Origin of the sequence: Candidatus Merdisoma sp. JLR.KK011, from assembly GCF_036941125.1 — a bacterium.
In the GTDB taxonomy this organism is placed as follows: domain Bacteria; phylum Bacillota; class Clostridia; order Lachnospirales; family Lachnospiraceae; genus Laedolimicola.
Window position 1 is genome coordinate 401795 of the sequence record NZ_JAYWSZ010000004.1, and the last position, 22319, is coordinate 424113.

Below are 22319 nucleotides of genomic sequence, written 5' to 3' on the forward strand. Positions count from 1 at the left end.
CGGGGCGGTCTGGAACAAGGGAACAAGAATCTCTTAGTGGGGTATGGGTAATAAGAAAAAGAAGCATATAGGTACGTGTTATAACACGTATAAGGTATAAGGGATTTTTTGTATCCATGTTCCGGGTCGGATTAAGGACAGGACGGAGGTGTCTGGATGAGGGAGAGTGAGATTGAACGGCATCTGGCTGTATCGGTGAAAAAGCTGGGAGGGATGGCGGTGAAGTTCGTTTCTCCCGGCTTGGATGGGGTGCCGGACCGGATTATTTTACTGCCGGGGAGGAAGATTGCTTTTGTGGAGTTGAAGGCTCCTGGGAAGAAGACAAGGCCGCTGCAGGAGAAGAGGAAGCGGCAGCTGGAAGGCCTGGGCTTTCCGGTTTATGTGATAGACAGTCTGAGGCAGATCGGAGGTGTGCTGGATGAGATATGTTCCGCATGAGTATCAGGAGTATGCGAAGGAATTTATCATCAGGGAGAAAGTGAGCGCGCTGTTTTTGGACTGCGGGCTTGGGAAGACGGTGATCGCGCTGACGGCGGTGTGGGAGCTTCTGTTTGACTATTTTGATATCCGAAAGGTGCTTGTGATCGCGCCTCTGCGGGTGGCGAGGGACACCTGGGGCGGTGAACTGGAGAAGTGGGAGCATCTGTCCGGGATCGGGCTGTCAAAGGTGCTGGGGCCGGAGAAGCAGCGGCTGGCGGCACTGGAGCGGGAGGCGCAGGTGTATGTCATCAACCGGGAAAATGTGGAGTGGCTGGTGGATTCCTGCAGGTGGGATTTTGATATGGTGGTGATTGATGAACTGTCTTCTTTCAAGTCCCATAGGGCGAAGCGGTTTAAGGCGCTAAAGAGGGTGCGGCCGAAGGTGCGGCGGATAGTGGGGCTGACCGGGACGCCGGCGCCGAACGGGCTGATCGATTTATGGGCGGAGATCGGGCTACTGGACATGGGGCAGAGGCTTGGGCGGTTCATTGGCGGATACCGGGAGCGGTTCTTCCTGCCGGATAAGCGGAGCAGGCAGATGGTGTTCTCCTACAAGCCCAGGGACGGGGCGGAGGAAGCAGTCTATGGATTGATCTCTGATATCTGTATCAGCATGAGGGCGTGTGACTATCTGGATATGCCGGAGTGTGTGTATAACCGGGTGGAGGTTGCCATGAGCGGGAGGGAGATGGAACTGTATGGGAAGCTGGAGAAAGATATGCTGCTGCCTTTTGCGGAGGGGGATATTGACGCGGTGAATGCCGCCGGACTCTCCAATAAGCTGTTACAGATGGCGAACGGGGCGGTCTATGACGAGAACGGCAGGGTGAGGCGCATCCATGACCGGAAGCTGGAAGCCCTGGAGGATTTGATAGAGGCGGCGAACGGGAAGCCGGTGCTGGTGGCTTACTGGTATAAGCATGACCTGGAGCGGATACGGGAGAAGGTGGGGGCCGTGGAGCTGGATACGGCGGAGGATATGCGGAAGTGGAATGCCGGGGAGGTTCCGGTGGCGGTAATCCACCCGGCGTCCGCAGGGCACGGGCTGAACCTGCAGGCGGGAGGCTCCACGCTGGTATGGTTCGGGCTTACCTGGTCCTTGGAACTGTACCAGCAGATGAACGCGAGGCTGTGGCGGCAGGGGCAGGAGGATACGGTGGTGGTCCACCATCTGATTGCGAAGGGGACGCTGGACGAACGGGTGATGGCGGCCCTGGAGAGGAAGGACTGCGGGCAGGCGGCGCTTGTGGATGCGGTGAGGGCGAGGATTGGAGGCGGAAAGGATGGAGACAGAGAAGCTGTTTAAGGAATACCAGAACTGGAAGAAGGATATGGGGCTTTTGGAGTTTGAGCTGTCCCGGTTTGAGGGTGTTCCGTATGAAGATGTGATAGAGAGCATGTGCCTGGGGCAGCCCCAGGGGGAGCGGGTGCAGGGCGGCGGGATTTCCGATAAGACCGGGAATGCGGCGGTGAAGTACCGGCAGGTGAAGGAGCACCTGGACGACGACTGGTTTGATTACCTGCTTGGGAGGTATCAGGCAGTGAAGGAAGAACTGGAGTTTTTTGAGTATGCCGTGGGGCAGTTGAGCGGGAGGCTGCCGGAGGTGGTGCGGGATATGGTGATGGAGGATATGACGTGGAGGGCGCTTTCCGAGAAGTACAGCGTGAGCGAGGCCATGATTGGGAAGTACCGGAAGAGGGCGCTGGCGGAGATGAGGGAGCTGTACCTGATGAGGGAGAGGACGGCGGGGCAGTATCTTCTGGACTGATTCTGTGATACGGTTGAGTGATGGTTGAGTAAAGGTTGAGTAAGAGTATAGGGAAGGTTTATTGAAAGTTTATTGGCATCTGTGCTATGATTAGGATGCGAAGAACTGTAAGGAGCTCTGTGGATATGTCCATGGGGCTTTTTCTTTTGTCTTTGCGGGGCAGCGGGCTTTATCCTTTCACCGCTGCCTTTTTTGGATTGAGAGGATGGAAGGGGGATTGTAATGGATTGTTTTGCGGTGAATGATAGAGGGAAGTGCAGCATTTTAGGCAGCGGGATGTGCCAGGGGAAGTCCTGCGGGTTCCATAAGACGAAGGCGGAACAGGAGCGTTCATTGGAGAAAGCGAGGGAGAGGCTTAGGAGCCTGCCGGGGCATCAGCAGGATGCCATAGCGGATAAGTATTACGGCGGAGTGAGGCGGTGGTGACCATGCCGAGAAGGCCGAAGAAGCCGTGCAGGCATCCAGGATGTCCGGAGCTGACGGACGGTGATTTCTGTGAGGGACATGCGGCACTGCACAGGGCGGACCGTGTGGATGCATCCGGGCGCGGGTATGGCAGCAGGTGGCGGAAAGCGAGGAAACTTTTTCTGAAAAGGCATCCGCTGTGTGAGAAGTGTAAGGAGCAGGGGCGGTTCGTGAAAGCGGAAGTGGTTGACCATATCGTGCCGCACAGAGGGGATGGGAAGCTGTTCTGGGATGAAGGGAACTGGCAGGCGCTTTGTAAGAGCTGCCATGACAGCAAGACCATGACCGAGGACAGGTATCAGGAATACAGGTACTGACGGCAGAAAAGCCCTGGGAGCTTCCAGGGCTTTTGCGGTATATGCTTTTTGTCATGCAGGTTCGGCGGGACATTCTGATTCCGGCGGCGCGGGGTGGATATGTATGGAGCCTTCTTCATAGTCCACCTGCAGGCGGTCCCCGATGTGGAAGCCGAGGGATTCCAGCCAGTTTCCCTCTATCTGGATTTTGGGCGTCCGGATGTATTTGGTGTCATCAAAAGGGTTTTTGGGATAGGTAAGGCGTGAGGATGTGATTACTTTGATCAGCTTTGATTTCATAGACGTGTGCCTCCTTTAGATTTGGTGTGGTGCTGGCTATTATTTTACTGTGGAACCGTGCGGATCTCCAGTGAAATTTGGCCGGTGATCTCCACAAAGATTTTTCATGTGAGCTGTGGGTTCTGTATATAGCCGTAGGGGAGGGGCGGTGGAAATCTCCGGAAGCTCTCCCCATGGACACCGCCGCCCCCTCAAACGTGAATTTTCGCAGAAATTGACAGGGGGGATAGGCAGGGCGTTGTTCTGTTATACATAAATGCGGGATTTATAAGGATTTCCGGGGAGGAAGCGGTTTCGGGAGCCTTTATAAATCCTGCATTTTGGGGCTGAAAAACTATCGGAAAAAGGTGGTTTTCGGCTCTTTTTATTTGGGGGTGAAGGTATGACGAAGGAACAGGCGGAGCGGATTAAAGAGCTTCGGATGCAGGGGAAGGGCTATAAGGCTGCTGCCTCTGCCGTGGGGCTGTCCCGTGACGTTGTGCGGAATTACTGCAGGGCGAACGGGATGGAAGGCTATGGGGAAGCGGCGAAGCTGAACCTGCAGAGAGAGATGGCGGACAATGGTGCCGCCATGCCGGGTGCATGAGGACGGCGGAAAGGAAAAGCTGTATGCGGCTTCGCTGTCCGGCGGGAAGGATTCCACGGCCATGGTCCTGCGGCTGGTGGAGGAAGGCTGGCCTTTGGATTTTGTGATGTTCTGTGACACGGGGCTGGAATTTCCCCGGATGTATGAGCATGTGGAGAAGCTGGAGAAGGCGCTGCCGGTCCCGGTGGTGCGTCTGAAAGAGGAAAAGGGCTTTGAGTATTACCTGCTACATTATACGCCGGAGCGGAAGGACCTGGATTCCCCTTATGCGGATAAGCCGGGCATGAGCTGGGCGGGGCCTAAGAACCGCTGGTGTACTTCGGTGTTGAAGACGGCGGTGATCAACAGGTATCTGTCTGGGCTTAGGAAGAATTATGAGATTGTGCAGTATATCGGCATAGCGGCGGATGAGCCCCAGAGGGTGAGGGAGTACCGGTATCCCCTGGTGGAATGGGGGATGACGGAGAAGGACTGCCTGGATTACTGCTATGAGCGGGGGTATGACTGGGGCGGGCTGTACAGGCTGTTTGACCGGGTGTCCTGCTGGTGCTGCCCCCTGCAGGGGCTGGAGGAACTGCGGACGCTGCGCCGGGAGTTTCCGGAGCTGTGGAGCCGGCTTCTGGAATGGGAAGCGCAGACATGGCGGGATTTCCGGAAGGATTTTTCCGTGCATGAGCTGGAGGTTCGGTTCCGGTTTGAGGAAGAGCGGATACGGGAGGGAAAGCGTATCCGGGGGAAGGAGTTCTTCCGGGAATTGAGGGAGAGACTGGGGAGCATGGACGGTCTGTGTTTTCCGGTCGGAGAAAAGATCCGGGAAGAGTCGGAAGGGGAGGTGCAGGATGGAACGGATTGCGGTGGTTGATGCGGATCTGATTGGCAGGAAGAAGCACAGGTTCCCGAACCTTGCCTGCATGAAGCTGTCGGGATACCACAAGGGGCGCGGGGATGACGTGGCGCTGAAAACGGACTATGAGGGGCTGGATAAGTTTGACAGGGTGTATCTGTCGAAGGTGTTCACGGATACGGAAGTGCCGGAGGGTGTCCTTGGGATGGGGAACGTCTCTTACGGAGGGACGGGTTTCTTTTACGACAGGGCGCCGTCTCTGCCGGAGGAAGCGGAACACTGTATGCCGGACTACCATCTGTATGACGGGTGGGTGCAGGAGAAGCTGGATGCCGGGGCAAGGAGAAGTGATTTTCAGTTTTACCTGGATTATTCCATCGGTTTCCTCACAAGGGGGTGTTTCCGGAAATGCGAGTTCTGCGTGAACAGGAATTATGACCGGGTATGTATGCACAGCCCCCTGGAGGAGTTCCTGGATCCGGAGCGGAAGAAGATATGCCTTCTGGATGACAATTTCCTGGGGCATCCCCGCTGGAAGGAGATGCTGGACGCATTAAAGCGGGCGGGGAAGCCTTTTCAGTTCCGGCAGGGGCTGGACGAGCGGCTCCTGGATGACGGGAAGTGCCGGGAGCTGTTTTCCGCCAGGTATGACGGGACATATACATTTGCATTTGATGACGTGAGGGACGCAGGGCTGATTGAAAAGAAGCTCATTCTTGTCAGGAAGTATACGGATGTGCGTCTGCGGTTTTACTGTTTCTGCGGGTTTGACCGGGAGGGCGTGTGGGACGGGGCTTTCTGGAGGGATGATGTTTTCGGGCTGCTGGAACGGGTGGAGCTCCTGATGAAGTATGGGTGCCTGCCTTATGTGATGCGGTTTGGGCGGTACAGGGAGAGCCCGTTCTGGGGGATGTATGTCACCATTGCGAGATGGGCGAACCAGCCGGGGCTTTTTTGTAAAAAGAGCCTGAGGGAGTTTGGGGAGATGAACGGCAGGCAGAGCGCCTGTTTTAAATATCTGGAGGAGTTTGAGCGGCGGTTCCCGGAGGCCGCTTATTTTTATGACCTGAAATTTGAGAAGGTGTGTGCTTTGGGAGCAGACGGCAGAGGGGAGGAAAGCTGATATGGGGCGGCTTACATTTCTGGATATCTGTTCGGGGATTGGCGGGTTCCGGCTGGGGCTGGAATGGGCCGGGCATAAGTGTATCGGGTATTGTGAGTATGATAAGTTTGCAAGGGCTTCCTATGAGGCCATGTATGATACGGAAGGGGAGTGGAAGGCATATGACGTTACAGAACTTAGACCGGGGGATATCCCATACGCCGATATCTGGTGCTACGGATTCCCTTGTCAGGATATTTCCATTGCAGGAAAGCAGAGGGGGCTTAGAGGGAAGCGAAGTGGGATCTATTACAGCATTATTGACCTCATCAAAGGCAAAGAGGAAGGTGATAAGCCCACATACCTACTTGTTGAGAACGTTAAGAACCTGTTATCAGTCAATGCAGGATTCGATTTTGCCGCCGTTCTCTCTGAGATGGACGAGGCAGGGTATGACGTGCGGTGGCAGGTGCTTAATTCTAAAGACTTCGGAGTCCCGCAGAACCGGGAGAGGGTATTCCTTATCGCAGTTCTTAGAAGCAGAGGTGGACGGGAAATATTACCTGTCACCGGAGAAGACGGCGGAGCTCTTAAAGAGGTTATAGGCGGGATGCAGGGATACCGGGTGTATGACCCGTCCGGGGTTTCGGTGAGTATCGGGGCGAACGGCGGGGGCATGGGTGCAAAGACCGGGCTGTACTGCGTGGGAGATGCAGAGCCAGGCGGACGGATATTTGTGGATCAGACGCTGAACCATCCAAAGGTCACAGAGGTTGCTAGGTGCCTGATTGCACAGTATAATGGCGGGCTGACGAATTATGGAAATTCTGGGGTATTGGAGACTGATTCTGCGGTGCAGGAAGCCAGGGCGGTGCTGACGCCGGACAGGATGGAGAAGCGGCAGAACGGGAGGCGGATGAAAGAAACCGGGGAACCGATGTTCACGCTGACGGCGCAGGATCAGCATGGGGTGTACCTGCCGGAAGAGGTGTCCGGGGATGCGGAGCTGGCGCTGCCTGTCCGGAATGCCACGAAACAGGGATATGACATGGCGCATCCCGGAGACGGGATTGTGCTGTCATATCCGAAAAGCGGTTCCAGGCGGGGCCGGGTTGGAAAGGGCTGTTCGCAGACGCTGGATACGGGATGCATGATGGGGACGGTGACGAAGTGCGGGAAGATCCGGAGGCTGACTCCCCGTGAGTGTTTCCGTTTGCAGGGGTTCCCGGATGAGCTGTATGAGCGGGCGGCGGCTGTCAATTCGGAGACACAGCTTTACAAGCAGGCCGGGAATGCGGTCACGGCGACGGTGGCTTATGCGGTCGCCATGGCACTGCCGGAGAGCCGGGAACTTCTGGCGCAGATGGAGACTGTGTGGGAAGAGTTCGGGGATTCCGTGCGGGAGGCTGAATGGAATGGCGCTGATGGCTTTGTGCCGGGGACGGCATGGGAAGACTTTGGAGATTCTGCGGAGGGAATAGAGCAGGAAGGCTTTGAAGATTGTTCGTGTGAATCAGCATATGAAGATTTTAAAGACATGGAGAAGGGAATTTTTGCAGGAAAGGCTCTTGGAGGTTCCGGGACGGGGCCTGATGAGGATTTTGATTTTCTGAATTAGAAGGTGTGTGAGCCGGTACGGAGGGAGGTGAGCGCGGTGGCGCAGAGAGGGCGGAAGCCGAAGCCTACGGCGGTGAAGGTGCTGGAGGGGAATCCTGGGAAGCGGGGGCTGAATGCGGGGGAGCCGAAGCCGGAGAAGAAGGCTCCCAGGTGTCCGGCGTGGCTGGAAGCGGAGGCGAAGAAGGAATGGAAGCGGATGGCGAAGCAGATGGAGCGGCTTGGTATCCTGACGGAGATTGACATGGCGGCTTTTGCGGGGTACTGCCAGGCGTATGCCAGGTGGAAGGAAGCGGAGGAATATATTTCCGAGCATGGGGCGATCATGGAGACGCCTTCGGGGTACTGCCAGCAGGTCCCGCAGGTGTCCATTGCGCAGACTTACCTGAAGATCATGAACCGGTTCTGTGAGCAGTTCGGGCTTACGCCTTCTTCCCGGAGCCGGATCGTGGCGGATGCCGGGGAGGATAAGGAGAGCGACGCCATGGAGATCCTGTTGTTCAAGGGAGGCGGAGGATAGTGTTTGACGAGGCGAAGGCGCAGAGGGCTGTGGAGTTTATCCGCTGCTTGAAACATACGAAGGGGAGATGGCGGGGGCAGGCGTTTGACCTGCTGCCGTGGCAGGAGACGATTATCAGGGACGTGTTCGGGACGGTGAAGGAGGACGGGTTTCGGCAGTATAATACGGCCTATGTGGAGATTCCGAAGAAGAACGGGAAGTCGGAGCTGGCGGCGGGGGTGGCGCTTTACATGACCTGCGGGGACAATGAGTGGGGCGCGGAGGTTTATGGGTGCGCTTCGGACCGGCAGCAGGCTTCCATTGTGTTTGATGTGGCGGTGGACATGGTGGAGCAGTGCCCGGCGTTGAAGAAGCGGATCAAGCCGGTGATGTCGGTGAAGCGGTTGGTGTATAAGCCGACGAACAGTTTTTACCAGGTGCTTTCTGCGGAGGCGTATACGAAGCACGGGCTGAATGTCCATGCGGTGATTTTTGACGAGCTGCACAGCCAGCCGAACCGGGAATTGTTTGACGTGATGACGAAGGGCTCCGGGGATGCCAGGACACAGCCTTTGTTCTTCCTGATCACTACGGCGGGGACGGACCGGCATTCGGTTTGTTTTGAACAGCATCAGAAGGCGGAGGATATTCTGTGCGGGCGGAAGGCGGACCCCACGTTTTATCCGGTGATTTACGGGGCGGAGGATGATGCGGACTGGACTTCGGAGGAAGTGTGGTACCGGGCGAACCCGTCTTTGGGGCATACGATTGATATCGGGAAGGTGCGGAATGCTTGTTTGAGCGCCAGGGACAATCCGGCGGAGGAAAATATTTTCCGGCAGCTCCGGCTGAACCAGTGGGTGAAGCAGTCCACACGCTGGATGCAGATGGAGAAGTGGGATGCCTGTGCTTTCCCGGTGGACGAGGGGGAGCTTCTGGGGCGGGAGTGTTACGGAGGGCTGGATTTGTCAAGCTCTATTGATATCACGGCTTTTGTGCTGGTGTTCCCGCCCAGGGACGATACGGAGAGGTATGTGTTCCTGCCGTTTTTCTGGATACCGGAGGAGAACATGGCGCGGAGGGTGCGGCGTGACCATGTGCCGTATGATGTGTGGGAGAAGCAGGGGTTTCTGGAGACTACGGAGGGGGATGTGATCCATTATGGGTTTATTGAGAGTTTTATAGAGGATTTGGGGAAGAGGTTCCACATAAAGGAGATTGCCTTTGACCGGTGGGGAGCGGTGCAGATGGTCCAGAACCTGGAGGGGCTTGGGTTTACGGTGGTCCCGTTCGGGCAGGGGTTCAAGGATATGTCGCCGCCTACAAAGAGGCTGATGGAGCTGGTGCTGGAGAGGAATGTTGCCCACGGCGGGCATCCGGTGCTGCGGTGGATGATGGACAATATTTTTGTGCGGACGGACCCGGCGGGGAATATCAAGCCGGACAAGGAGAAGTCCACGGAGAAGATTGACGGCGCGGTGGCGGCGATTATGGCGCTTGACCGGGCGATTAGGCATGGAGGAAGTACGGGGAGCGTGTATGACGAGAGGGGGATTTTGAGCTTTTAGCCTGATAGGACTGAAAAATTAATAAATCTTTTGATTATGGGGTTGACTCTCACACTATGGTATACTCTAAAGTATGATTGAGCTCAGGAAGACACATATATGTGAGGTGGAAAGAATGTTAAGGATAGGAGATTTTTCAAAACTGTCAAGGATCAGTATCCGTATGCTCCGGCATTATGATGAAATAGGAATCCTTCACCCGGAATGCGTGGACGATTTTACAGGATACCGCTATTACAGCGAGTCCCAGCTTCCTCTGGCCGGAAAGATACAGGCATTAAAAAGCCTGGGCTTCGGGCTTTCCATGATAAAAGAAATACTGGGCAAATATGAGGACGTACAGGAAATGGAGCGGTTCCTGATTTTGAAACGGAAGGAACTGGAAGGGGAAGCCAGAGAGATACGGCAGAAGCTGCAGTTTCTTGACAGTACATTGAAATGGATGAGAAAGGATGGTAACCTTATGGATTATAATGTGACATTAAAAACATTACCGGAGCGGTACGTTGCAAGTGTGCGGCAGGTGATCCCTGCTTATGACCAGGAAGGGCTGTTATGGGAGATCATGTGCCGGGAACTGGAAGGACAGAATGTGCAGCAGGCAGCGCCGTGTTATGGGATGGCGATTTTCCACGATGAAGGGCATAAGGAGCATGACCCGGATGTGGAGATTCAGAGTATGGTTGTGGGAACATATCAGGATACGGAGCATGTGAAATTTAAGACCGTGCCGCCTATTCAGATTGCGTCTGCCACATATAAGGGCAGTTATGACCAGATTTCGAGGGTGAATGCGGCTGTTGCAAACTGGGTGGTTGAGAATGGGTATGATTTTAACGGGAAGTCATTCTGTATCTACCATGTAAGCCCCAGTGACACATCTGACCCGGAGGAACTGGTCACGGAAGTCTGTTTTCCGGTAAAAAAGAAATAGCAGTCTGTTGATTTGGACATATAGGGGGCGTCTCTTCGGAGGCGCTTCTTTTTTGCTGATTTTTAGGAGGTGTGTATGAAGCTGGCGTCTATTTTGGGTATCAGGGGGGCGAGGGATAAGCCGAGGGACAGTTATGGGAGTACGGCCTATTCTTTTTTGTTTGGGCGGAGCAGCAGCGGGAAGGTTGTGAATGAGCGGACGGCCATGCAGACCACGGCGGTCTATTCCTGTGTGCGGATTCTGTCGGAGGCGGTTGCTTCCCTGCCGGTGCATTTGTACCGGTATGCGGGGAGGGGGAAGGAGCGGGTGTATGACCATCCTTTGTATTATCTCCTGCATGATGAGCCGAACCCGGAGATGACATCTTTTGTGTTCCGGGAGACGCTTATGAGCCATCTTTTGATCTGGGGGAATGCCTATGCGCAGATCATACGGGACGGCGGGGGCCGGGTGCTGGGGCTGTACCCGCTGCTGCCGGACAAGGTGGAGGTTGACCGGGACGGTAAGGGGGAGCTTTATTATGTCTATAACCGGTACAGTGACGAGAACCCGAACTTTGGGGAGTACGGCAGGGTGTATCTTCCGCAGGAAGATGTGCTGCATATCCCCGGGCTTGGGTTTGACGGGCTGGTGGGGTATTCTCCCATTGCCATGGCGAAGAATGCGGTGGGGATGACGCTGGCCTGTGAGGAATACGGGGCGGGGTTCTTTGAGAACGGGGCCACGCCGGGCGGCGTGCTAGAGCATCCGGGGGTGTTGAAGGATCCGGCGAAGGTGCGGGAGAGCTGGCACGCTGTCTACGGGGGCTCTAAGAATGCGGGGAAGGTTGCCGTTCTGGAAGAGGGCATGAAGTACCAGCAGATCGGGATTCCGCCGGAGGAAGCGCAGTTTCTGGAGACCAGGAAGTTCCAGGTGGACGAGATCGCCAGGCTGTACCGGATTCCGCCGCATATGGTGGGGGATCTGGATAAGAGCAGTTTTTCCAACATTGAGCAGCAGTCTTTGGAATTTGTGAAGTATACGCTGGACCCATGGGTGATCCGGTGGGAGCAGTCTTTACAGAAAGCCTTATTGCTGCCCCAGGAGAAGCGGGAGTATTTTGTGAAGCTGAACGTGGACGGGCTTCTGCGGGGGGATTACCAGAGCCGTATGACCGGATATTCTGTGGGACGGCAGAATGGGTGGCTGTCTGCGAATGATATCAGGGAGATGGAGGACATGAACCCGATCCCGGTGGAGAAAGGCGGGGATCTGTACCTGGTGAACGGGAATCTGTGCAGGCTGGAAGATGCGGGGCTGTTTGCGGGGAAGAACCTGTAGGAGCTGGAGCCGCCGGACGGGAGGATGCCCCGGCAGGGCTATCCCGGACAGAGGCAGTGAAGCGTGGGAACATGAAAGCATAAAGATATAAAGGCATAAAGGTATAAAGGCATAAAAGCAGAATAAAGGAGTTTTGGAAGCTGGCAGGCGGAGATATCTGGCGGCTTTTTTTGTGCGCTGATTTAGGGGGATTGGCGGGAAGTGTTGGAAGAAGCGGAAAGTGAGGTGCAGGGATGAAGCGGAAGTTTTGGAACTGGATACGGAATGAGACGGACGGGGAGAGGACCCTGGTATTGAATGGAGAGATTTCGGATGAGACCTGGTACGGGGACGAGGTGACGCCGGCGCTGTTCCGGAAGGAGCTGGATGCGGGGACGGGGGATATCACGGTCTGGATCAATTCTCCGGGCGGGGACGTGTTTGCGGCGGCGCAGATTTATAACATGCTGATGGAGTACAAAGGGGATGTGACGGTGAAGGTAGATGCCCTGGCGGCTTCGGCGGCGTCTGTGATTGCCATGGCTGGGACGGAGGTCCTGATGTCCCCGGTGGGTATGATGATGATCCACAATCCCATGACGATTGCCATTGGGGATTCCAAGGAGATGCAGAGGGCCGGGGAGATGCTGGACGAGGTGAAGGAGAGTATTATGAACGCCTATGAAATCAAGACGGGCATGAGCCGGGCGAGGATTTCCCACCTGATGGATGCGGAGAGCTGGTTCAATGCGAAGAAGGCGGTGGAGCTTGGGTTTGCGGACGGGGTTCTGCATGAAGGGGAAGGTGCGGAAGATTCGGTGAGAGGCGCGGAGCCGGAGGGCGTGATGTTTTCGCGCATGGCGGTGACTAATTCCCTGCTGTCTAAGCTGGTGCCAAAGGAGATAGAAGAGAGGGTTCCGGTGGAGCAGTTGGAGAAGCGGCTGGGGCTTTTGCGGCATTGAGTTTTCGGAGTGGCCATGGGCTGCGGCGGCCTGTGAACCGGCGGAGCAGGGGAAGGCTGCGAGGTACTGCGGCTATGTGGAACCTGGGAAGCGGTTTAGAGGTGCTGCGGCTTGTGGAGCCTGGGAAGCGGCTTTGAGGTGCTGCGGCGGTGCGGGGCCTGGAAAAGAGGTTTTTGTAAATTCAAAAAATAGATTGACGGAGGTATGGAGATGAAGAAGATTTTGGAGTTGAGGGAAAAACGTGCAAAGGCATGGGAGGCGGCAAAGGCTTTTCTGGACAGCAAGCGTGGAGAGGACGGCCTGCTGTCTGCGGAGGATACTGCCGCCTATGAGAAGATGGAGCAGGAGGTTGTGGATCTGGGGAAGGAGATTGAGCGGCTGGAACGGCAGGCGGCGATTGATGCGGAGCTGAATAAGCCTGTCTCCGAGCCGATCACGAATAAGCCGAACAACAATCCGGACGGCGAAGAGAAGAAGGGCAGGGCGACGGATAGGTATAAAAAGATGTTCTGGAACGCCATGCGGAGGAAGAATTTCTATGACGTGGAGAATGCCCTGCAGGTGGGGACGGATTCCGAGGGCGGGTATCTGGTGCCGGACGAGTTTGAGCATACGCTGGTGGAGGCTCTGGAGGAAGAGAACTTTTTCCGGAGTATCGCTACGGTGATCCGGACTTCCAGCGGGGACAGGAAGATCCCGGTGGTTGCCACGAAGGGGACGGCTTCCTGGATTGACGAGGAAGGGGCTTATCCGGAGTCGGATGATTCTTTCGGGCAGGTTTCCATCGGGGCATACAAGGTGGCGACGATGCTGAAAGTGTCGGATGAGCTTCTGAATGACAGCGTGTTTGACCTGGAGGCGTATATCTCTAAGGAGTTCGGGCGCAGGATCGGGGCGAAGGAGGAAGAGGCGTTCTTTACCGGGGACGGGAAGGGCAAGCCTACGGGTATTTTTAATGCCGCGGGCGGGGCTTCTGACGGGGTGACCACGGCAGCGGCGAATATCACGTTTGACGATGTGATGGATTTGTTCTATGCGGTGAAGTCGCCGTACCGGAAGAAGGCGGTCTGGGTGCTGAATGATACCACGGTGAAGGCCCTGCGGAAGCTGAAAGACAATAACGGCAATTATATCTGGCAGCCGTCCGTGCAGGCGGGGCAGCCGGACATGATCCTGAACCGTCCGTACCATACTTCCGCCTATGTGCCGGAGGTTGCGGCGGGGGCGAAGGTGATGGCCTTCGGGGATTTCTCTTATTACTGGATCGCGGACCGGCAGGGGAGGTCTTTTAAGCGGCTGAATGAGCTGTTTGCGGCAAACGGGCAGGTGGGGTTCCTGGCAAGCCAGAGGGTGGACGGGAAGCTGATTCTGTCGGAGGCTGTGAAGACCATGGCGATCAAGGGGAGCAGCGCCGGGGCGTAAGGTTCCGGGGTATGATGAATGAGTGATGCCGGGGTGTATGGTGTTCCGGCAGTGCCGGGGGTATGAAATCTTCGGTATGAAATAAAGTATGAAAGGCGGGAGGGATGCAGGATGGCGGTTGTGACGCTGGAAGAGGCGAAGCAGTATCTCCGGGTGGACAGCGCGGACGAGGACGGGTTTATCTCCGGGCTGCTGGAGACCGGGGAGAGCATGTGCGCGGATATGGCGCGGATGGAAGCGGGAGAGCTGGAAGGACATCTTCCTATGGCACGGATTGCCGTCTTATATGTCACTGCCTATCTGTATGAGCACAGGGAGCAGGCGGACCATGAGGAACTGGTGCAGACTTTACGCTCCCTGCTGTTCGGTATCAGGAAGGAAGTGTTCTGATGGCGGAGGAATGGAGGGACAGCGGGGCGGGCGGGAGTTCCCGGCAGAGGTATCCTTTGGGGGAGTGGAAAGAGCGGATCACGATCCAGAAAAGCTCTCCGGGGAACGATAAGGCGGGGAACCATGTGCTGGCCTGGGAGGATTATTTTTCCTGCTCTGCTTTTGTGAACAATCTTTCCGGGAAGGAATACTGGGAGGCGGCGCAGATTAACGCACAGAAGGATATGTATTTCATTATCCGGTATTGTTCGGAAGTGGCTGATATGGACACGGAGCATTACCGGATTTTGTTTCGGGGGCAGGTTTACAATATCTCTTTTATTGATAACGTGCGGTATCAGAATAGGACGTTGAAGCTGCGGGCTTCTCTGGCGAAGAGGTGACGGGATGGCGGATAATCGGAGGGTATCTGTGGACCGGATGGCGGATGCCGTTATGGAGGGGCTTTTGGAGTATGCGGACCTTGCCGCGGACGTGATGAAGGACTGCGTGAAGAAGGCCGGGAACACGGTGAAGAAGGAGACGCAGGCGGGCGCTCCGGTGAGGACCGGGAAGTATAAGAAGAGCTGGGCGGTGAAGCGGCAGAGGGAGACTTCCAATACGCTGGAGGTGGTGGTACACAGCAGGAACCGGTATCAGCTTACCCATCTTCTGGAGAAGGGCCATGCGAAGCGGGGCGGCGGCAGGGTGAGAGCCATTCCGCATATTGCCCCGGCGGAGGAAAAGGGCATCCGGGAGCTGGAAGAGGGGATAAAAAGGGGGCTGTCCAAATGAGCCATGAGGGTGTGTTGGAAATGATGGAGGAAATGGGGCTTCCTTTTGCCTATGACCATTTCGTGGAAGGGGAGGCGCCGGAGCCGCCGTTTGCGGTGTTTCTGTATCCCAGGGCCGATAATTTTTCGGCGGACGGGATTGCATATTTTAAGAAGAATGAGCTGGACATTGAGCTGTATACGGACTTGAAGGACCCGGAGCTGGAAGAGGCTGTGGAGGCGGTGCTGTTGAGGCACGGGATTTTCTACGGGAAGAGCGAGGTGTGGATCGAGTCGGAGAAGCTGTATGAGGTTCTGTATGAGACGGAGGTATAGACGATGAATAACAAGGTGAAGTTCAATATCTGCAACTGCCATTATGCGCTGCAGAGGGCGGCGGAAGACGGGGAGATGGCGTTTGATACGCCGGTGGCGATGCCGGGCGCGGTTTCGCTGGCGCTGGACCCCAACGGGGAGCCGGAGTCTTTTTATGCGGACGGCATTGAGTATTATATCATTGCCAACAATATGGGTTATGACGGGGACCTGGAGCTGGCGCTGATCCCGGAGAGTTTCCGGACGGACGTGCTGAAGGAGGAAGCGGACGGGAATGAGGTGCTGGTGGAGAATGCCAATTCGGAGACCGGGGCTTTTGCCCTGCTGTTTGAGTTTGACGGGGATGTCCGGAAGATCCGGCATGTGCTTTATAACTGTTCTGCCAGCAGGCCGAAGATCGAGGGGAAGACCAATGAGGAAAGCCGGGAGGTGCAGACGGAGACGCTGACGGTGAAGGCGAGGCCGCTGGCAAGCGGGTATGTGAAGGCGAAGACGGGGAACAGGACTTCTGCTGAGACGTATGAGGGGTGGTATAAGAGCGTGTATCTGCCGGTCCCGAAGGCGGAGACGGGCGGCAGTGGAGATGATACGGAAGGTCAGGGGTAAGGAGGCTGAAAGGGCATGAGCATTGTGAAGAAGGTGGGGATTGACGGGAAAGAGGTGCTGTTTAAGGCATCGGCGGCAATCCCGAGGATTTACCGGTTGAAGTTCCAGAGGGACATTTATAAGGACCTGCGGATTCTGGAGAAGAGCATTGGGGAGGGGGATGAGGAACATTCCAATCTGGATTTATTTTCTCTGGAGATGTTTGAGAATATTGCCTATACCATGGCAAAGCATGCAGACCCGGCGATCCCGGACGATGTGGAGGAATGGCTGGACGGGTTCAATACGTTTTCTATTTACCAGGTGCTGCCGGAGCTGATCAGGCTGTGGGGGCTGAATGTGCAGACGGATGCGGAGGCTAAAAAAAACTTCGCCCTACAGAGCGGGAGATGACTACGCCGCTGTTCCTGCTTAGGTGCGTGCAGTTGGGGTTGTCTATGGCGGATACGGAGCTTTTGTCTATTGGGCTGGTGAACGATATGTATACGGAGCAGGTGAATGACGGGTATCAGTACTGTGAGCTGGGGACGCAGGAGGATATGGACCGGTTTTGAAATCTGATTGATACGGCGGCCTTTTTCTGCTATGATGGGTAGTGGGAAAAGGCTGTCTGGTGACAGCAGGGAAAAGGGATTCATGGAGGAATTTTATGTTTAATGAAATATGTATATATGAGGCAAAATTAACGAAGCTGGATGAAATTGAAGAGCTGATGCGGGAAGTGGCTGATTTTTATTTGAAGCAGGATGGTGTTATAGACGTACATTATATAAGACGGACGCACCGGCAAAAAGATTTTAATGCGGTTAAAGAAGGGGAATTGCCTGTCCGTCTTACAAGAAATGTAGGGAAGGTGACATATGTTTTATATTGGGTGCTGGAGAATGAAGAGGCACATGCAAGAGTATCTAAGCTGGGTATAGAAAAATTCTATAAGCGATGGAATAGATGTTTGATCACAATGCCTAAAATAATTTTAGGTGAAAATATCGTCTGATTTCATAGTAAGAACGTCTGAATCCTAAGAAAGCATAAAAAGGTGTTATGTTTGTGGAGAGTGGACAGGGGCGGTTTTCGAGGATAGAAATATATACATAAGCGTTTGTTGGAAATGACAGGCGCTTTTTTTGTTGCATTTTTACGGGAGCTGGGGTGGCTCTTTTTTTATTGGAGAAAGGCGGGTGAGGTTCGTGGCATCCAGGATTCAGGGGATTACGGTGGAGATCGGCGGGGATACTACGAAGCTCTCCACGGCGCTTTCAAAGGTGAATAAGGAGATCCGGGACACGCAGGCACAGCTAAAGGACGTGAACAAGCTGTTGAAGCTGGATCCGGGCAATGCGGAGCTGATGGCGCAGAAGCAGAGGCTTTTGTCCCAGGCGGTCAGTGAGACGAAGGAAAAGCTGGATGCTTTGAAGCTGGCGGGGCAGCAGGCCAATGAGGCGCTGGCGAAGGGGGAGATTTCCAGGAGCCAGTATGACGCCCTGCAGAGGGAGATTGCGGAGACGGAGCAGGCCCTGCGGGATCTGGAGCGGCAGGCGGAGCAGTCTTCGGTGGCTTTGCAGAAGATTGGGGCTGCTGGGGAGAAGCTGCAGGGCGTGGGTTCTGCCATTGAGGGGGCCGGGCGGAAGCTGATGCCGGTCACGGCGGCTGTGGGCGGGCTTTCCGCGGCTGCGGTGAAGGTGGCATCTGATTTTGATTCTGCCATGAGCCAGGTGGCGGCGGTGTCCGGGGCCACGGGGAAGGAGCTGGAGGCCCTGCGGGACAAGGCCAGGGAGATGGGGAGCAAGACCAAGTTCTCTGCTTCCGAGGCGGCGGAGGCTATGAACTACATGGCTATGGCAGGCTGGAAGACCGGGGACATGCTGGACGGCATTGAGGGGATCATGAACCTTGCGGCGGCTTCCGGGGAGGATCTGGCTGCTACTTCGGATATCGTGACGGACGCTTTGACAGCTCTGGGGCTGTCGGCGGCGGATTCGGGGCATTTTGCGGATATCCTTGCGGCGGCCAGCAGTAATGCGAACACGAACGTATCTATGATGGGGGAGACGTTCAAGTATTGCGCGCCGGTTGCCGGGGCTTTGGGGTTCACGGCGGAGGATACGGCGGAGGCCATCGGGCTGATGGCGAATGCGGGGATCAAGTCTTCCCAGGCGGGTACGGCTATGCGGACCATGCTGACCAGCCTGACGGGGGAAGTGACCTTTGTTGGGGATGCTTTTGGGGAGCTGACGGTGCAGACTACCAATGCGGACGGGAGTATGCGGAGCCTGGGGGATATTCTTACGGACTGCCGGGCGGCGTTTGCGCAGATGTCGGAATCCGAGCGGGCGGCCAATGCGGAGGCATTGGTGGGGAAGAACGCCATGAGCGGGTTCCTTGCGGTGATAAATGCGGCTCCGGGGGATATTGAGAAGCTGAACAGCGCCATTAACAACTGTGACGGCACGGCGGAGCGGATGGCCGAGACCATGCAGGACAATCTGGCGGGGCAGCTTACGATTTTGAAGAGCCAGTTGGAGGAACTGGCGATTTCCATAGGGGAGATTCTGATGCCGTCCATCCGGCAGATCGTGGGGTGGATTCAGGGGCTTGTGGATTGGCTGAACGGGCTGGACGAGGGGACGAAGAAGGTCATTGTCACGGTGGCTCTGGTGGCTGCGGCTCTGGGGCCGGTGTTGATCGTGGTTGGTAAAGTGGTAGGCGCCGTGGGGACGATCCTGACAGTGGTTCCGAAGATTGCGGGGGCGGTTTCCGGCGTGGCCGGGTTTGTGTCGGGGACGGTGATTCCAGCGCTGTCGGCTGTTGTGGCGGCTATCGGGTGGGTTCCCGTTGCCATTGCCGCGGTGATTGGGATTGTTGTGCTGCTTTATAATAAGTGTGAGTGGTTCCGGGACGCGGTGAATGCGGTCTGGGCGCAGGTGAGGGACTTTTTTGCCTCTGCCTGGGAGGTTATCTGTTCGTTTTTCACGGAGACCATACCGGCGGCGTGGGAGTCTTTGGTTTCGTTTTTTCAGGGGATTCCGGCGTGGTGGTCGGGGCTGTGGCAGTCGGTGGGTGACTTTTTTAACAATGTCTGGACGGGCATGATGGAGAATCCGGTGCTGTCCGGGATTGTGGATATGATACGGTCTCTTTGGGAGAATCTTTCTGCTGCTATGCTGGGCATCTGGCAGGGGATTCAGACGGCGGCTTCGGGTGCCTGGGAGTTGATTAAGAATGTGATTCTGGGGCCGGTTCTGTTGCTGATTGACTTGGTGACGGGGAATTTTACGAAGCTGAAAGAGGACGCGCTGCATATCTGGACGAACATTCAGCAGGCGGCTTCCACGATCTGGTCCGGCATTCAGCAGATGGTTGGTGCTCTGGTGCAGGGGCTGGTGAACCATGTTTCTATCCTGCTGTCGGGGCTGCGGGATTTCATGGGGAACCTGTGGTCTGCGGTGTCCTCTGCTGCGGCTTCGGCCTGGAACGGGCTCAAAAATCTGGTGGTGTCCACGGCGTCGGATTTGAAGCAGTCGGCGGTGGAGGCTTTCCGGGCGATGGTGTCGGGGATTGGTTCGGCCCTGTCTTCTCTGGGGAGCGTGGTGCAGGACGGGTTCCAGTCTGCCATCAGTTTTATCACGTCCCTGCCGGGGAGGGCTTTGCAGTGGGGGATGGATTTTATCAACGGGATTGCGGAGGGTGTCCGCAGGGCCATCGGGAACGTGGTGAGCGCGGTTTCAGATGTTGCGGATGCCATCCGGTCTTACCTGCATTTCTCTGTGCCGGACGTGGGGCCTTTGACGGATTATGAGAGCTGGATGCCGGATTTTATGGGCGGTCTGGCGAGAGGGATCGAGAAGAGCCGGGGGCTGGTGAGGAAGGCTGTGGAGGGTGTGGCCGGGGATATGGTGGTCAGCCCGAAGCTGGCGGATATGCAGGCGGTTCAGGCGCAGGGGGCTTCCATGGAGGCTGTGTGGCAGATGGTCTCCGGCCTGCAGGAGATGTTTGCGGGGATGCAGGGCGGAGACGGAATGGGGACGATCTGTATTCCGGTGTATGTGGGCGGCACGCTGCTGGACGAAGTGGTGGTGGACGCGCAGGCGAGGCAGAATCTGAGGTCAGGAGGGAGATAGGGATGGCGTTTGTACAGTATCTGGTGTTTGACGGTGTTGCGCTCCCTATGCCGGATTCTTATGAGGTGCAGATGGATGACGTGGAAGCGGATTCCGGCGGGGAGACGGAGGCCGGGACTACCCAGAGGGATGTGGTAAGGCTGGGGGTGGTGTCTATCCCGGTGAGCTTTTCGGTTTCTCCGAAGTGGCTGAAAGCGCTGACGGGGTTTAAGCAGAAGGAGAAGATTTCCGTAGAGTATTTTGATACGGAGACTTTGGAGACGAAGCGGACGGAGATGTTTGTTGAGGGGTATAAGGCGGTGCTGGTGAAGGATACGTCCTATAAAGGGCTGTGGAAGGTGTCGTTTACGTTGAAAGAGTTTTAGGAGAAATAACAGGTGCTTTTTTGCTGGATGTCCTGTATAATGGTGGGAAAGAAACTGAAAGCAGTGAAGGAGAATGTGGTATGGATAAGCTGATGTATATGATGATGATTGAAAAGACCAAGACCTATAATAAGATAACAAAGAAAGTGGTTGAGGAACATGTTGAGAATATCAGGCGGCTGGATGATGAGGGAAAGCTGGAGATATGCGGCGTATTCAAAGGCTATCCGGGGATGGCAGGCATGTATATCCTGAAAACAGAAAGCCGTGAAGAGGCGGAGGAACTGTGTAAAAGGGAGCCTTTGGTGGTTGGAGGTTATGCAAAATATAAGCTGGTTGGCCTGCAGGTTGCGAACAGGGAAAATAATTATCTGTTGTGACGGCGGGAAAAATAGTTGCCGGCAGATTTTACGATGTGTTTCGGGAATAGCAGTATCAATGGGCATCAGTCAGGAATGGCTGGTGCTTTTTCAAGCGGCTGAAAGTGCTGATGGAATTTAAACAGAGGGAGAAGATCGGGGTGGAGTATCTTGATACGGAGACGCTGGAGATGAAAGAGGCGGAGATGTTTGTTGAGGGATATAAGGCGGTGCTGGTGAGGGATACGTCTTTTAAGGGGCGTTGGAAGGTGTCGTTTACATTAAAGGGGTTTTAGGAAAATAACAGATGCTTTTTTGCGGAATGTCCTGTATAATGGTGGAAAGGAGCCGAAAATCGTTATTATGAAAGGAGCACATTATGGAAGAATTAAAATCTATTATGGAGAAGTTCGCTGCATCGGGGTGGGATTTAATATCTGTTCCGGCACAGCAATGGTTAGACGGAAAATTTGATAGGGATGCATTAATATCGGCGGTTAAGCAGGCAGATAAGGAATGCGGGAGTTGCGGCTGTGAGATGGACCCGCTTTATAAAAGGGCTTTGGAATTGATTTAAAGGTATTTTCAATTCATTTTTTGTTGGAGATAGCGGGCCTTTGGCGGATAAGACATAGGAAAGAGGTGGTGTGTAATGAGCGATATAATGGAATTTGGGAACAGAGATGAATTTAGAAAGTGGCTCTATGATAACTGCCTTTCAAGTGCCGGTATTTGGGTTTTGTTTGGAAAGGTTGGCGGACCGAAAACAATAAAAGCGGGAGAAGCGCTGGAAGAAGCGCTCTGCTTTGGATGGATTGACGGCCAGATGGAAAAGATTGACGACAAAACCTATAAAAAGTATTTTTCGATGCGCAGGGAGAATAGCAAGTGGTCGGACAAAAATAAGGAATTAGCCAAAAGGCTTGAAGAGCAGGGGCGTATGACTGATTTTGGCAGAAAGAAAATAGCGGATGCCAAAAAGAACGGCCAATGGGATGCGGTAAATCCGCTTGCGGTTATTACGGAAGAGCAGATTGCACAGCTTTCTGCGATATTGGAAAGTTATGAGCCAGCCTACACAAATTTTCAGGCGATGTCTTTATCTGTGAAGAAGACTTATACACGGGCGTTCTTTGACGCAAAGACGGATGCAGGGCGGGAAAAGCGGATTGCGTGGATGGTGGATAGGCTTAATAAAAATCTAAAGCCTATGTAATCGGTGCATATATTTATTGATTAAGAAGTGTTTT

General features: G+C 55.1%; 31 protein-coding genes. 30 read left to right on the forward strand and 1 reads right to left on the reverse strand.

The annotated features are described in order from the left end of the window. Nucleotides 1-156 precede the first annotated feature (156 nt). The 5 genes from VV089_RS15690 (at nt 157) to VV089_RS15710 (ending at nt 3031) form a co-directional block, all read left to right on the forward strand. Nucleotides 157-438, forward strand: a complete 282-nt coding sequence (locus VV089_RS15690; RefSeq protein WP_334336539.1) for a VRR-NUC domain-containing protein — start codon at nt 157-159, stop codon at nt 436-438. Next, a complete protein-coding gene (locus VV089_RS15695) occupies nt 419-1786 on the forward strand; it encodes a DEAD/DEAH box helicase (protein WP_334336540.1) in 1368 nt (455 codons plus the stop codon). The genes VV089_RS15690 and VV089_RS15695 overlap by 20 nt, the downstream gene beginning before the upstream one ends. Beyond that, nucleotides 1764-2249 carry a hypothetical protein gene (locus VV089_RS15700; protein ID WP_334336541.1) on the forward strand — a complete coding sequence of 162 codons (486 nt, stop codon included), beginning with the start codon at nt 1764-1766 and terminating at the stop codon, nt 2247-2249. Before VV089_RS15695 ends, VV089_RS15700 begins: the two co-directional genes overlap by 23 nt. Nucleotides 2250-2471: 222 nt before the next feature. Next, entirely contained in the window at nt 2472-2675 is a 204-nt protein-coding gene (locus VV089_RS15705) for a hypothetical protein (protein WP_334336542.1), read from the forward strand. Between the two features lie 2 nt (nt 2676-2677). Then, nucleotides 2678-3031 carry an HNH endonuclease gene (locus tag VV089_RS15710; protein ID WP_334336543.1) on the forward strand — a complete coding sequence of 118 codons (354 nt, stop codon included), beginning with the start codon at nt 2678-2680 and terminating at the stop codon, nt 3029-3031. A gap of 51 nt (nt 3032-3082) precedes the next feature. Here VV089_RS15710 and VV089_RS15715 read toward each other — a convergent pair whose 3' ends face one another. Further along, nucleotides 3083-3310: a SymE family type I addiction module toxin gene (locus tag VV089_RS15715; protein WP_004070873.1), complete on the reverse strand. Its 228-nt coding sequence runs from the start codon at nt 3308-3310 to the stop codon at nt 3083-3085. A gap of 382 nt (nt 3311-3692) precedes the next feature. Here VV089_RS15715 and VV089_RS15720 point away from each other — a divergent pair, with 382 nt between their 5' ends. From VV089_RS15720 to VV089_RS15840, 25 genes are all read left to right on the forward strand, one after another. Next, nucleotides 3693-3896, forward strand: coding sequence for a hypothetical protein (locus VV089_RS15720; protein WP_334336544.1), 204 nt, complete (start codon nt 3693-3695; stop codon nt 3894-3896). Beyond that, nucleotides 3871-4758: a phosphoadenosine phosphosulfate reductase domain-containing protein gene (locus VV089_RS15725; RefSeq protein WP_334336545.1), complete on the forward strand. Its 888-nt coding sequence runs from the start codon at nt 3871-3873 to the stop codon at nt 4756-4758. The genes VV089_RS15720 and VV089_RS15725 overlap by 26 nt, the downstream gene beginning before the upstream one ends. Then, complete coding sequence (locus VV089_RS15730) at nt 4736-5863, forward strand: hypothetical protein (protein ID WP_334336546.1); 1128 nt, start codon at nt 4736-4738, stop codon at nt 5861-5863. The genes VV089_RS15725 and VV089_RS15730 overlap by 23 nt, the downstream gene beginning before the upstream one ends. Before the next feature lies 1 nt (nt 5864). After that, nucleotides 5865-7460 (forward strand): DNA cytosine methyltransferase, encoded by a 1596-nt coding sequence (locus VV089_RS15735; protein WP_442891553.1) that lies wholly within the window; start codon nt 5865-5867, stop codon nt 7458-7460. A gap of 36 nt (nt 7461-7496) precedes the next feature. Continuing rightward, entirely contained in the window at nt 7497-7976 is a 480-nt protein-coding gene (locus VV089_RS15740) for a phage terminase small subunit P27 family (RefSeq protein WP_016220764.1), read from the forward strand. After that, entirely contained in the window at nt 7976-9523 is a 1548-nt protein-coding gene (locus VV089_RS15745) for a terminase large subunit (protein WP_334336547.1), read from the forward strand. Before VV089_RS15740 ends, VV089_RS15745 begins: the two co-directional genes overlap by 1 nt. Before the next feature lie 115 nt (nt 9524-9638). After that, complete coding sequence (locus tag VV089_RS15750) at nt 9639-10457, forward strand: MerR family transcriptional regulator (RefSeq protein ID WP_334336548.1); 819 nt, start codon at nt 9639-9641, stop codon at nt 10455-10457. A 75-nt stretch (nt 10458-10532) separates the two neighbouring features. Beyond that, nucleotides 10533-11777: a phage portal protein gene (locus VV089_RS15755; protein ID WP_334336549.1), complete on the forward strand. Its 1245-nt coding sequence runs from the start codon at nt 10533-10535 to the stop codon at nt 11775-11777. A gap of 233 nt (nt 11778-12010) precedes the next feature. After that, nucleotides 12011-12718, forward strand: coding sequence for a head maturation protease, ClpP-related (locus VV089_RS15760; RefSeq protein ID WP_334336550.1), 708 nt, complete (start codon nt 12011-12013; stop codon nt 12716-12718). Beyond that, nucleotides 12715-12855: a hypothetical protein gene (locus tag VV089_RS15765; protein WP_334336551.1), complete on the forward strand. Its 141-nt coding sequence runs from the start codon at nt 12715-12717 to the stop codon at nt 12853-12855. Before VV089_RS15760 ends, VV089_RS15765 begins: the two co-directional genes overlap by 4 nt. Nucleotides 12856-12928: 73 nt before the next feature. Next, nucleotides 12929-14140: a phage major capsid protein gene (locus VV089_RS15770; protein ID WP_334336552.1), complete on the forward strand. Its 1212-nt coding sequence runs from the start codon at nt 12929-12931 to the stop codon at nt 14138-14140. 111 nt (nt 14141-14251) lie between these two features. Continuing rightward, nucleotides 14252-14530 carry a head-tail connector protein gene (locus VV089_RS15775; RefSeq protein WP_334336553.1) on the forward strand — a complete coding sequence of 93 codons (279 nt, stop codon included), beginning with the start codon at nt 14252-14254 and terminating at the stop codon, nt 14528-14530. Further along, on the forward strand, nt 14530-14913 hold the full coding sequence (locus VV089_RS15780; RefSeq protein WP_334336554.1) for a phage head closure protein: 384 nt from the start codon (nt 14530-14532) through the stop codon (nt 14911-14913). The genes VV089_RS15775 and VV089_RS15780 overlap by 1 nt, the downstream gene beginning before the upstream one ends. A 4-nt stretch (nt 14914-14917) precedes the next feature. Further along, nucleotides 14918-15304: an HK97 gp10 family phage protein gene (locus VV089_RS15785; RefSeq protein WP_334336555.1), complete on the forward strand. Its 387-nt coding sequence runs from the start codon at nt 14918-14920 to the stop codon at nt 15302-15304. Next, on the forward strand, nt 15301-15618 hold the full coding sequence (locus VV089_RS15790) for a hypothetical protein (protein ID WP_125126863.1): 318 nt from the start codon (nt 15301-15303) through the stop codon (nt 15616-15618). Before VV089_RS15785 ends, VV089_RS15790 begins: the two co-directional genes overlap by 4 nt. 3 nt (nt 15619-15621) lie before the next feature. Continuing rightward, nucleotides 15622-16224 (forward strand): major tail protein, encoded by a 603-nt coding sequence (locus VV089_RS15795; protein WP_125126864.1) that lies wholly within the window; start codon nt 15622-15624, stop codon nt 16222-16224. Between the two features lie 15 nt (nt 16225-16239). Next, on the forward strand, nt 16240-16617 hold the full coding sequence (locus VV089_RS15800) for a hypothetical protein (RefSeq protein ID WP_125126865.1): 378 nt from the start codon (nt 16240-16242) through the stop codon (nt 16615-16617). Beyond that, the gene (locus tag VV089_RS15805) at nt 16614-16778 is read left to right on the forward strand and encodes a hypothetical protein (RefSeq protein WP_334336556.1); all 165 of its coding nucleotides are present in this window, start codon (nt 16614-16616) and stop codon (nt 16776-16778) included. The genes VV089_RS15800 and VV089_RS15805 overlap by 4 nt, the downstream gene beginning before the upstream one ends. Before the next feature lie 95 nt (nt 16779-16873). After that, a complete protein-coding gene (locus tag VV089_RS15810) occupies nt 16874-17221 on the forward strand; it encodes a hypothetical protein (RefSeq protein ID WP_334336557.1) in 348 nt (115 codons plus the stop codon). A 193-nt stretch (nt 17222-17414) separates the two neighbouring features. Then, nucleotides 17415-20345: a phage tail tape measure protein gene (locus VV089_RS15815; protein WP_334336558.1), complete on the forward strand. Its 2931-nt coding sequence runs from the start codon at nt 17415-17417 to the stop codon at nt 20343-20345. A gap of 2 nt (nt 20346-20347) precedes the next feature. Next, nucleotides 20348-20710 carry a hypothetical protein gene (locus VV089_RS15820; protein WP_334336559.1) on the forward strand — a complete coding sequence of 121 codons (363 nt, stop codon included), beginning with the start codon at nt 20348-20350 and terminating at the stop codon, nt 20708-20710. A gap of 80 nt (nt 20711-20790) precedes the next feature. Further along, nucleotides 20791-21090 carry a YciI family protein gene (locus tag VV089_RS15825; protein WP_334336560.1) on the forward strand — a complete coding sequence of 100 codons (300 nt, stop codon included), beginning with the start codon at nt 20791-20793 and terminating at the stop codon, nt 21088-21090. A gap of 110 nt (nt 21091-21200) precedes the next feature. Next, nucleotides 21201-21365 carry a hypothetical protein gene (locus VV089_RS15830; protein WP_334336561.1) on the forward strand — a complete coding sequence of 55 codons (165 nt, stop codon included), beginning with the start codon at nt 21201-21203 and terminating at the stop codon, nt 21363-21365. Between the two features lie 83 nt (nt 21366-21448). Continuing rightward, nucleotides 21449-21646, forward strand: coding sequence for a hypothetical protein (locus tag VV089_RS15835; protein ID WP_334336562.1), 198 nt, complete (start codon nt 21449-21451; stop codon nt 21644-21646). A gap of 75 nt (nt 21647-21721) precedes the next feature. After that, the gene (locus VV089_RS15840; RefSeq protein WP_334336563.1) at nt 21722-22285 is read left to right on the forward strand and encodes a YdeI/OmpD-associated family protein; all 564 of its coding nucleotides are present in this window, start codon (nt 21722-21724) and stop codon (nt 22283-22285) included. Nucleotides 22286-22319: the final 34 nt, after the last annotated feature.

Coding starts and splice junctions, on each gene's coding strand:
- VV089_RS15695 (WP_334336540.1), top strand. CDS start 419: ATGAGATATGTTCCGCATGAGTATCAGGAGTATGCGAAGGAATTTATC.
- VV089_RS15775 (WP_334336553.1), top strand. CDS start 14,252: ATGGCGGTTGTGACGCTGGAAGAGGCGAAGCAGTATCTCCGGGTGGAC.
- VV089_RS15755 (WP_334336549.1), top strand. CDS start 10,533: ATGAAGCTGGCGTCTATTTTGGGTATCAGGGGGGCGAGGGATAAGCCG.
- VV089_RS15770 (WP_334336552.1), top strand. CDS start 12,929: ATGAAGAAGATTTTGGAGTTGAGGGAAAAACGTGCAAAGGCATGGGAG.
- VV089_RS15720 (WP_334336544.1), top strand. CDS start 3,693: ATGACGAAGGAACAGGCGGAGCGGATTAAAGAGCTTCGGATGCAGGGG.
- VV089_RS15805 (WP_334336556.1), top strand. CDS start 16,614: ATGACTACGCCGCTGTTCCTGCTTAGGTGCGTGCAGTTGGGGTTGTCT.
- VV089_RS15795 (WP_125126864.1), top strand. CDS start 15,622: ATGAATAACAAGGTGAAGTTCAATATCTGCAACTGCCATTATGCGCTG.
- VV089_RS15750 (WP_334336548.1), top strand. CDS start 9,639: ATGTTAAGGATAGGAGATTTTTCAAAACTGTCAAGGATCAGTATCCGT.
- VV089_RS15710 (WP_334336543.1), top strand. CDS start 2,678: ATGCCGAGAAGGCCGAAGAAGCCGTGCAGGCATCCAGGATGTCCGGAG.
- VV089_RS15760 (WP_334336550.1), top strand. CDS start 12,011: ATGAAGCGGAAGTTTTGGAACTGGATACGGAATGAGACGGACGGGGAG.
- VV089_RS15785 (WP_334336555.1), top strand. CDS start 14,918: ATGGCGGATAATCGGAGGGTATCTGTGGACCGGATGGCGGATGCCGTT.
- VV089_RS15800 (WP_125126865.1), top strand. CDS start 16,240: ATGAGCATTGTGAAGAAGGTGGGGATTGACGGGAAAGAGGTGCTGTTT.
- VV089_RS15810 (WP_334336557.1), top strand. CDS start 16,874: ATGTTTAATGAAATATGTATATATGAGGCAAAATTAACGAAGCTGGAT.
- VV089_RS15825 (WP_334336560.1), top strand. CDS start 20,791: ATGGATAAGCTGATGTATATGATGATGATTGAAAAGACCAAGACCTAT.
- VV089_RS15830 (WP_334336561.1), top strand. CDS start 21,201: ATGGAATTTAAACAGAGGGAGAAGATCGGGGTGGAGTATCTTGATACG.
- VV089_RS15735 (WP_442891553.1), top strand. CDS start 5,865: ATGGGGCGGCTTACATTTCTGGATATCTGTTCGGGGATTGGCGGGTTC.
- VV089_RS15820 (WP_334336559.1), top strand. CDS start 20,348: ATGGCGTTTGTACAGTATCTGGTGTTTGACGGTGTTGCGCTCCCTATG.
- VV089_RS15835 (WP_334336562.1), top strand. CDS start 21,449: ATGGAAGAATTAAAATCTATTATGGAGAAGTTCGCTGCATCGGGGTGG.
- VV089_RS15700 (WP_334336541.1), top strand. CDS start 1,764: ATGGAGACAGAGAAGCTGTTTAAGGAATACCAGAACTGGAAGAAGGAT.
- VV089_RS15725 (WP_334336545.1), top strand. CDS start 3,871: ATGGTGCCGCCATGCCGGGTGCATGAGGACGGCGGAAAGGAAAAGCTG.
- VV089_RS15705 (WP_334336542.1), top strand. CDS start 2,472: ATGGATTGTTTTGCGGTGAATGATAGAGGGAAGTGCAGCATTTTAGGC.
- VV089_RS15780 (WP_334336554.1), top strand. CDS start 14,530: ATGGCGGAGGAATGGAGGGACAGCGGGGCGGGCGGGAGTTCCCGGCAG.
- VV089_RS15690 (WP_334336539.1), top strand. CDS start 157: ATGAGGGAGAGTGAGATTGAACGGCATCTGGCTGTATCGGTGAAAAAG.
- VV089_RS15790 (WP_125126863.1), top strand. CDS start 15,301: ATGAGCCATGAGGGTGTGTTGGAAATGATGGAGGAAATGGGGCTTCCT.
- VV089_RS15730 (WP_334336546.1), top strand. CDS start 4,736: ATGGAACGGATTGCGGTGGTTGATGCGGATCTGATTGGCAGGAAGAAG.
- VV089_RS15840 (WP_334336563.1), top strand. CDS start 21,722: ATGAGCGATATAATGGAATTTGGGAACAGAGATGAATTTAGAAAGTGG.
- VV089_RS15715 (WP_004070873.1), bottom strand. CDS start 3,310: ATGAAATCAAAGCTGATCAAAGTAATCACATCCTCACGCCTTACCTAT.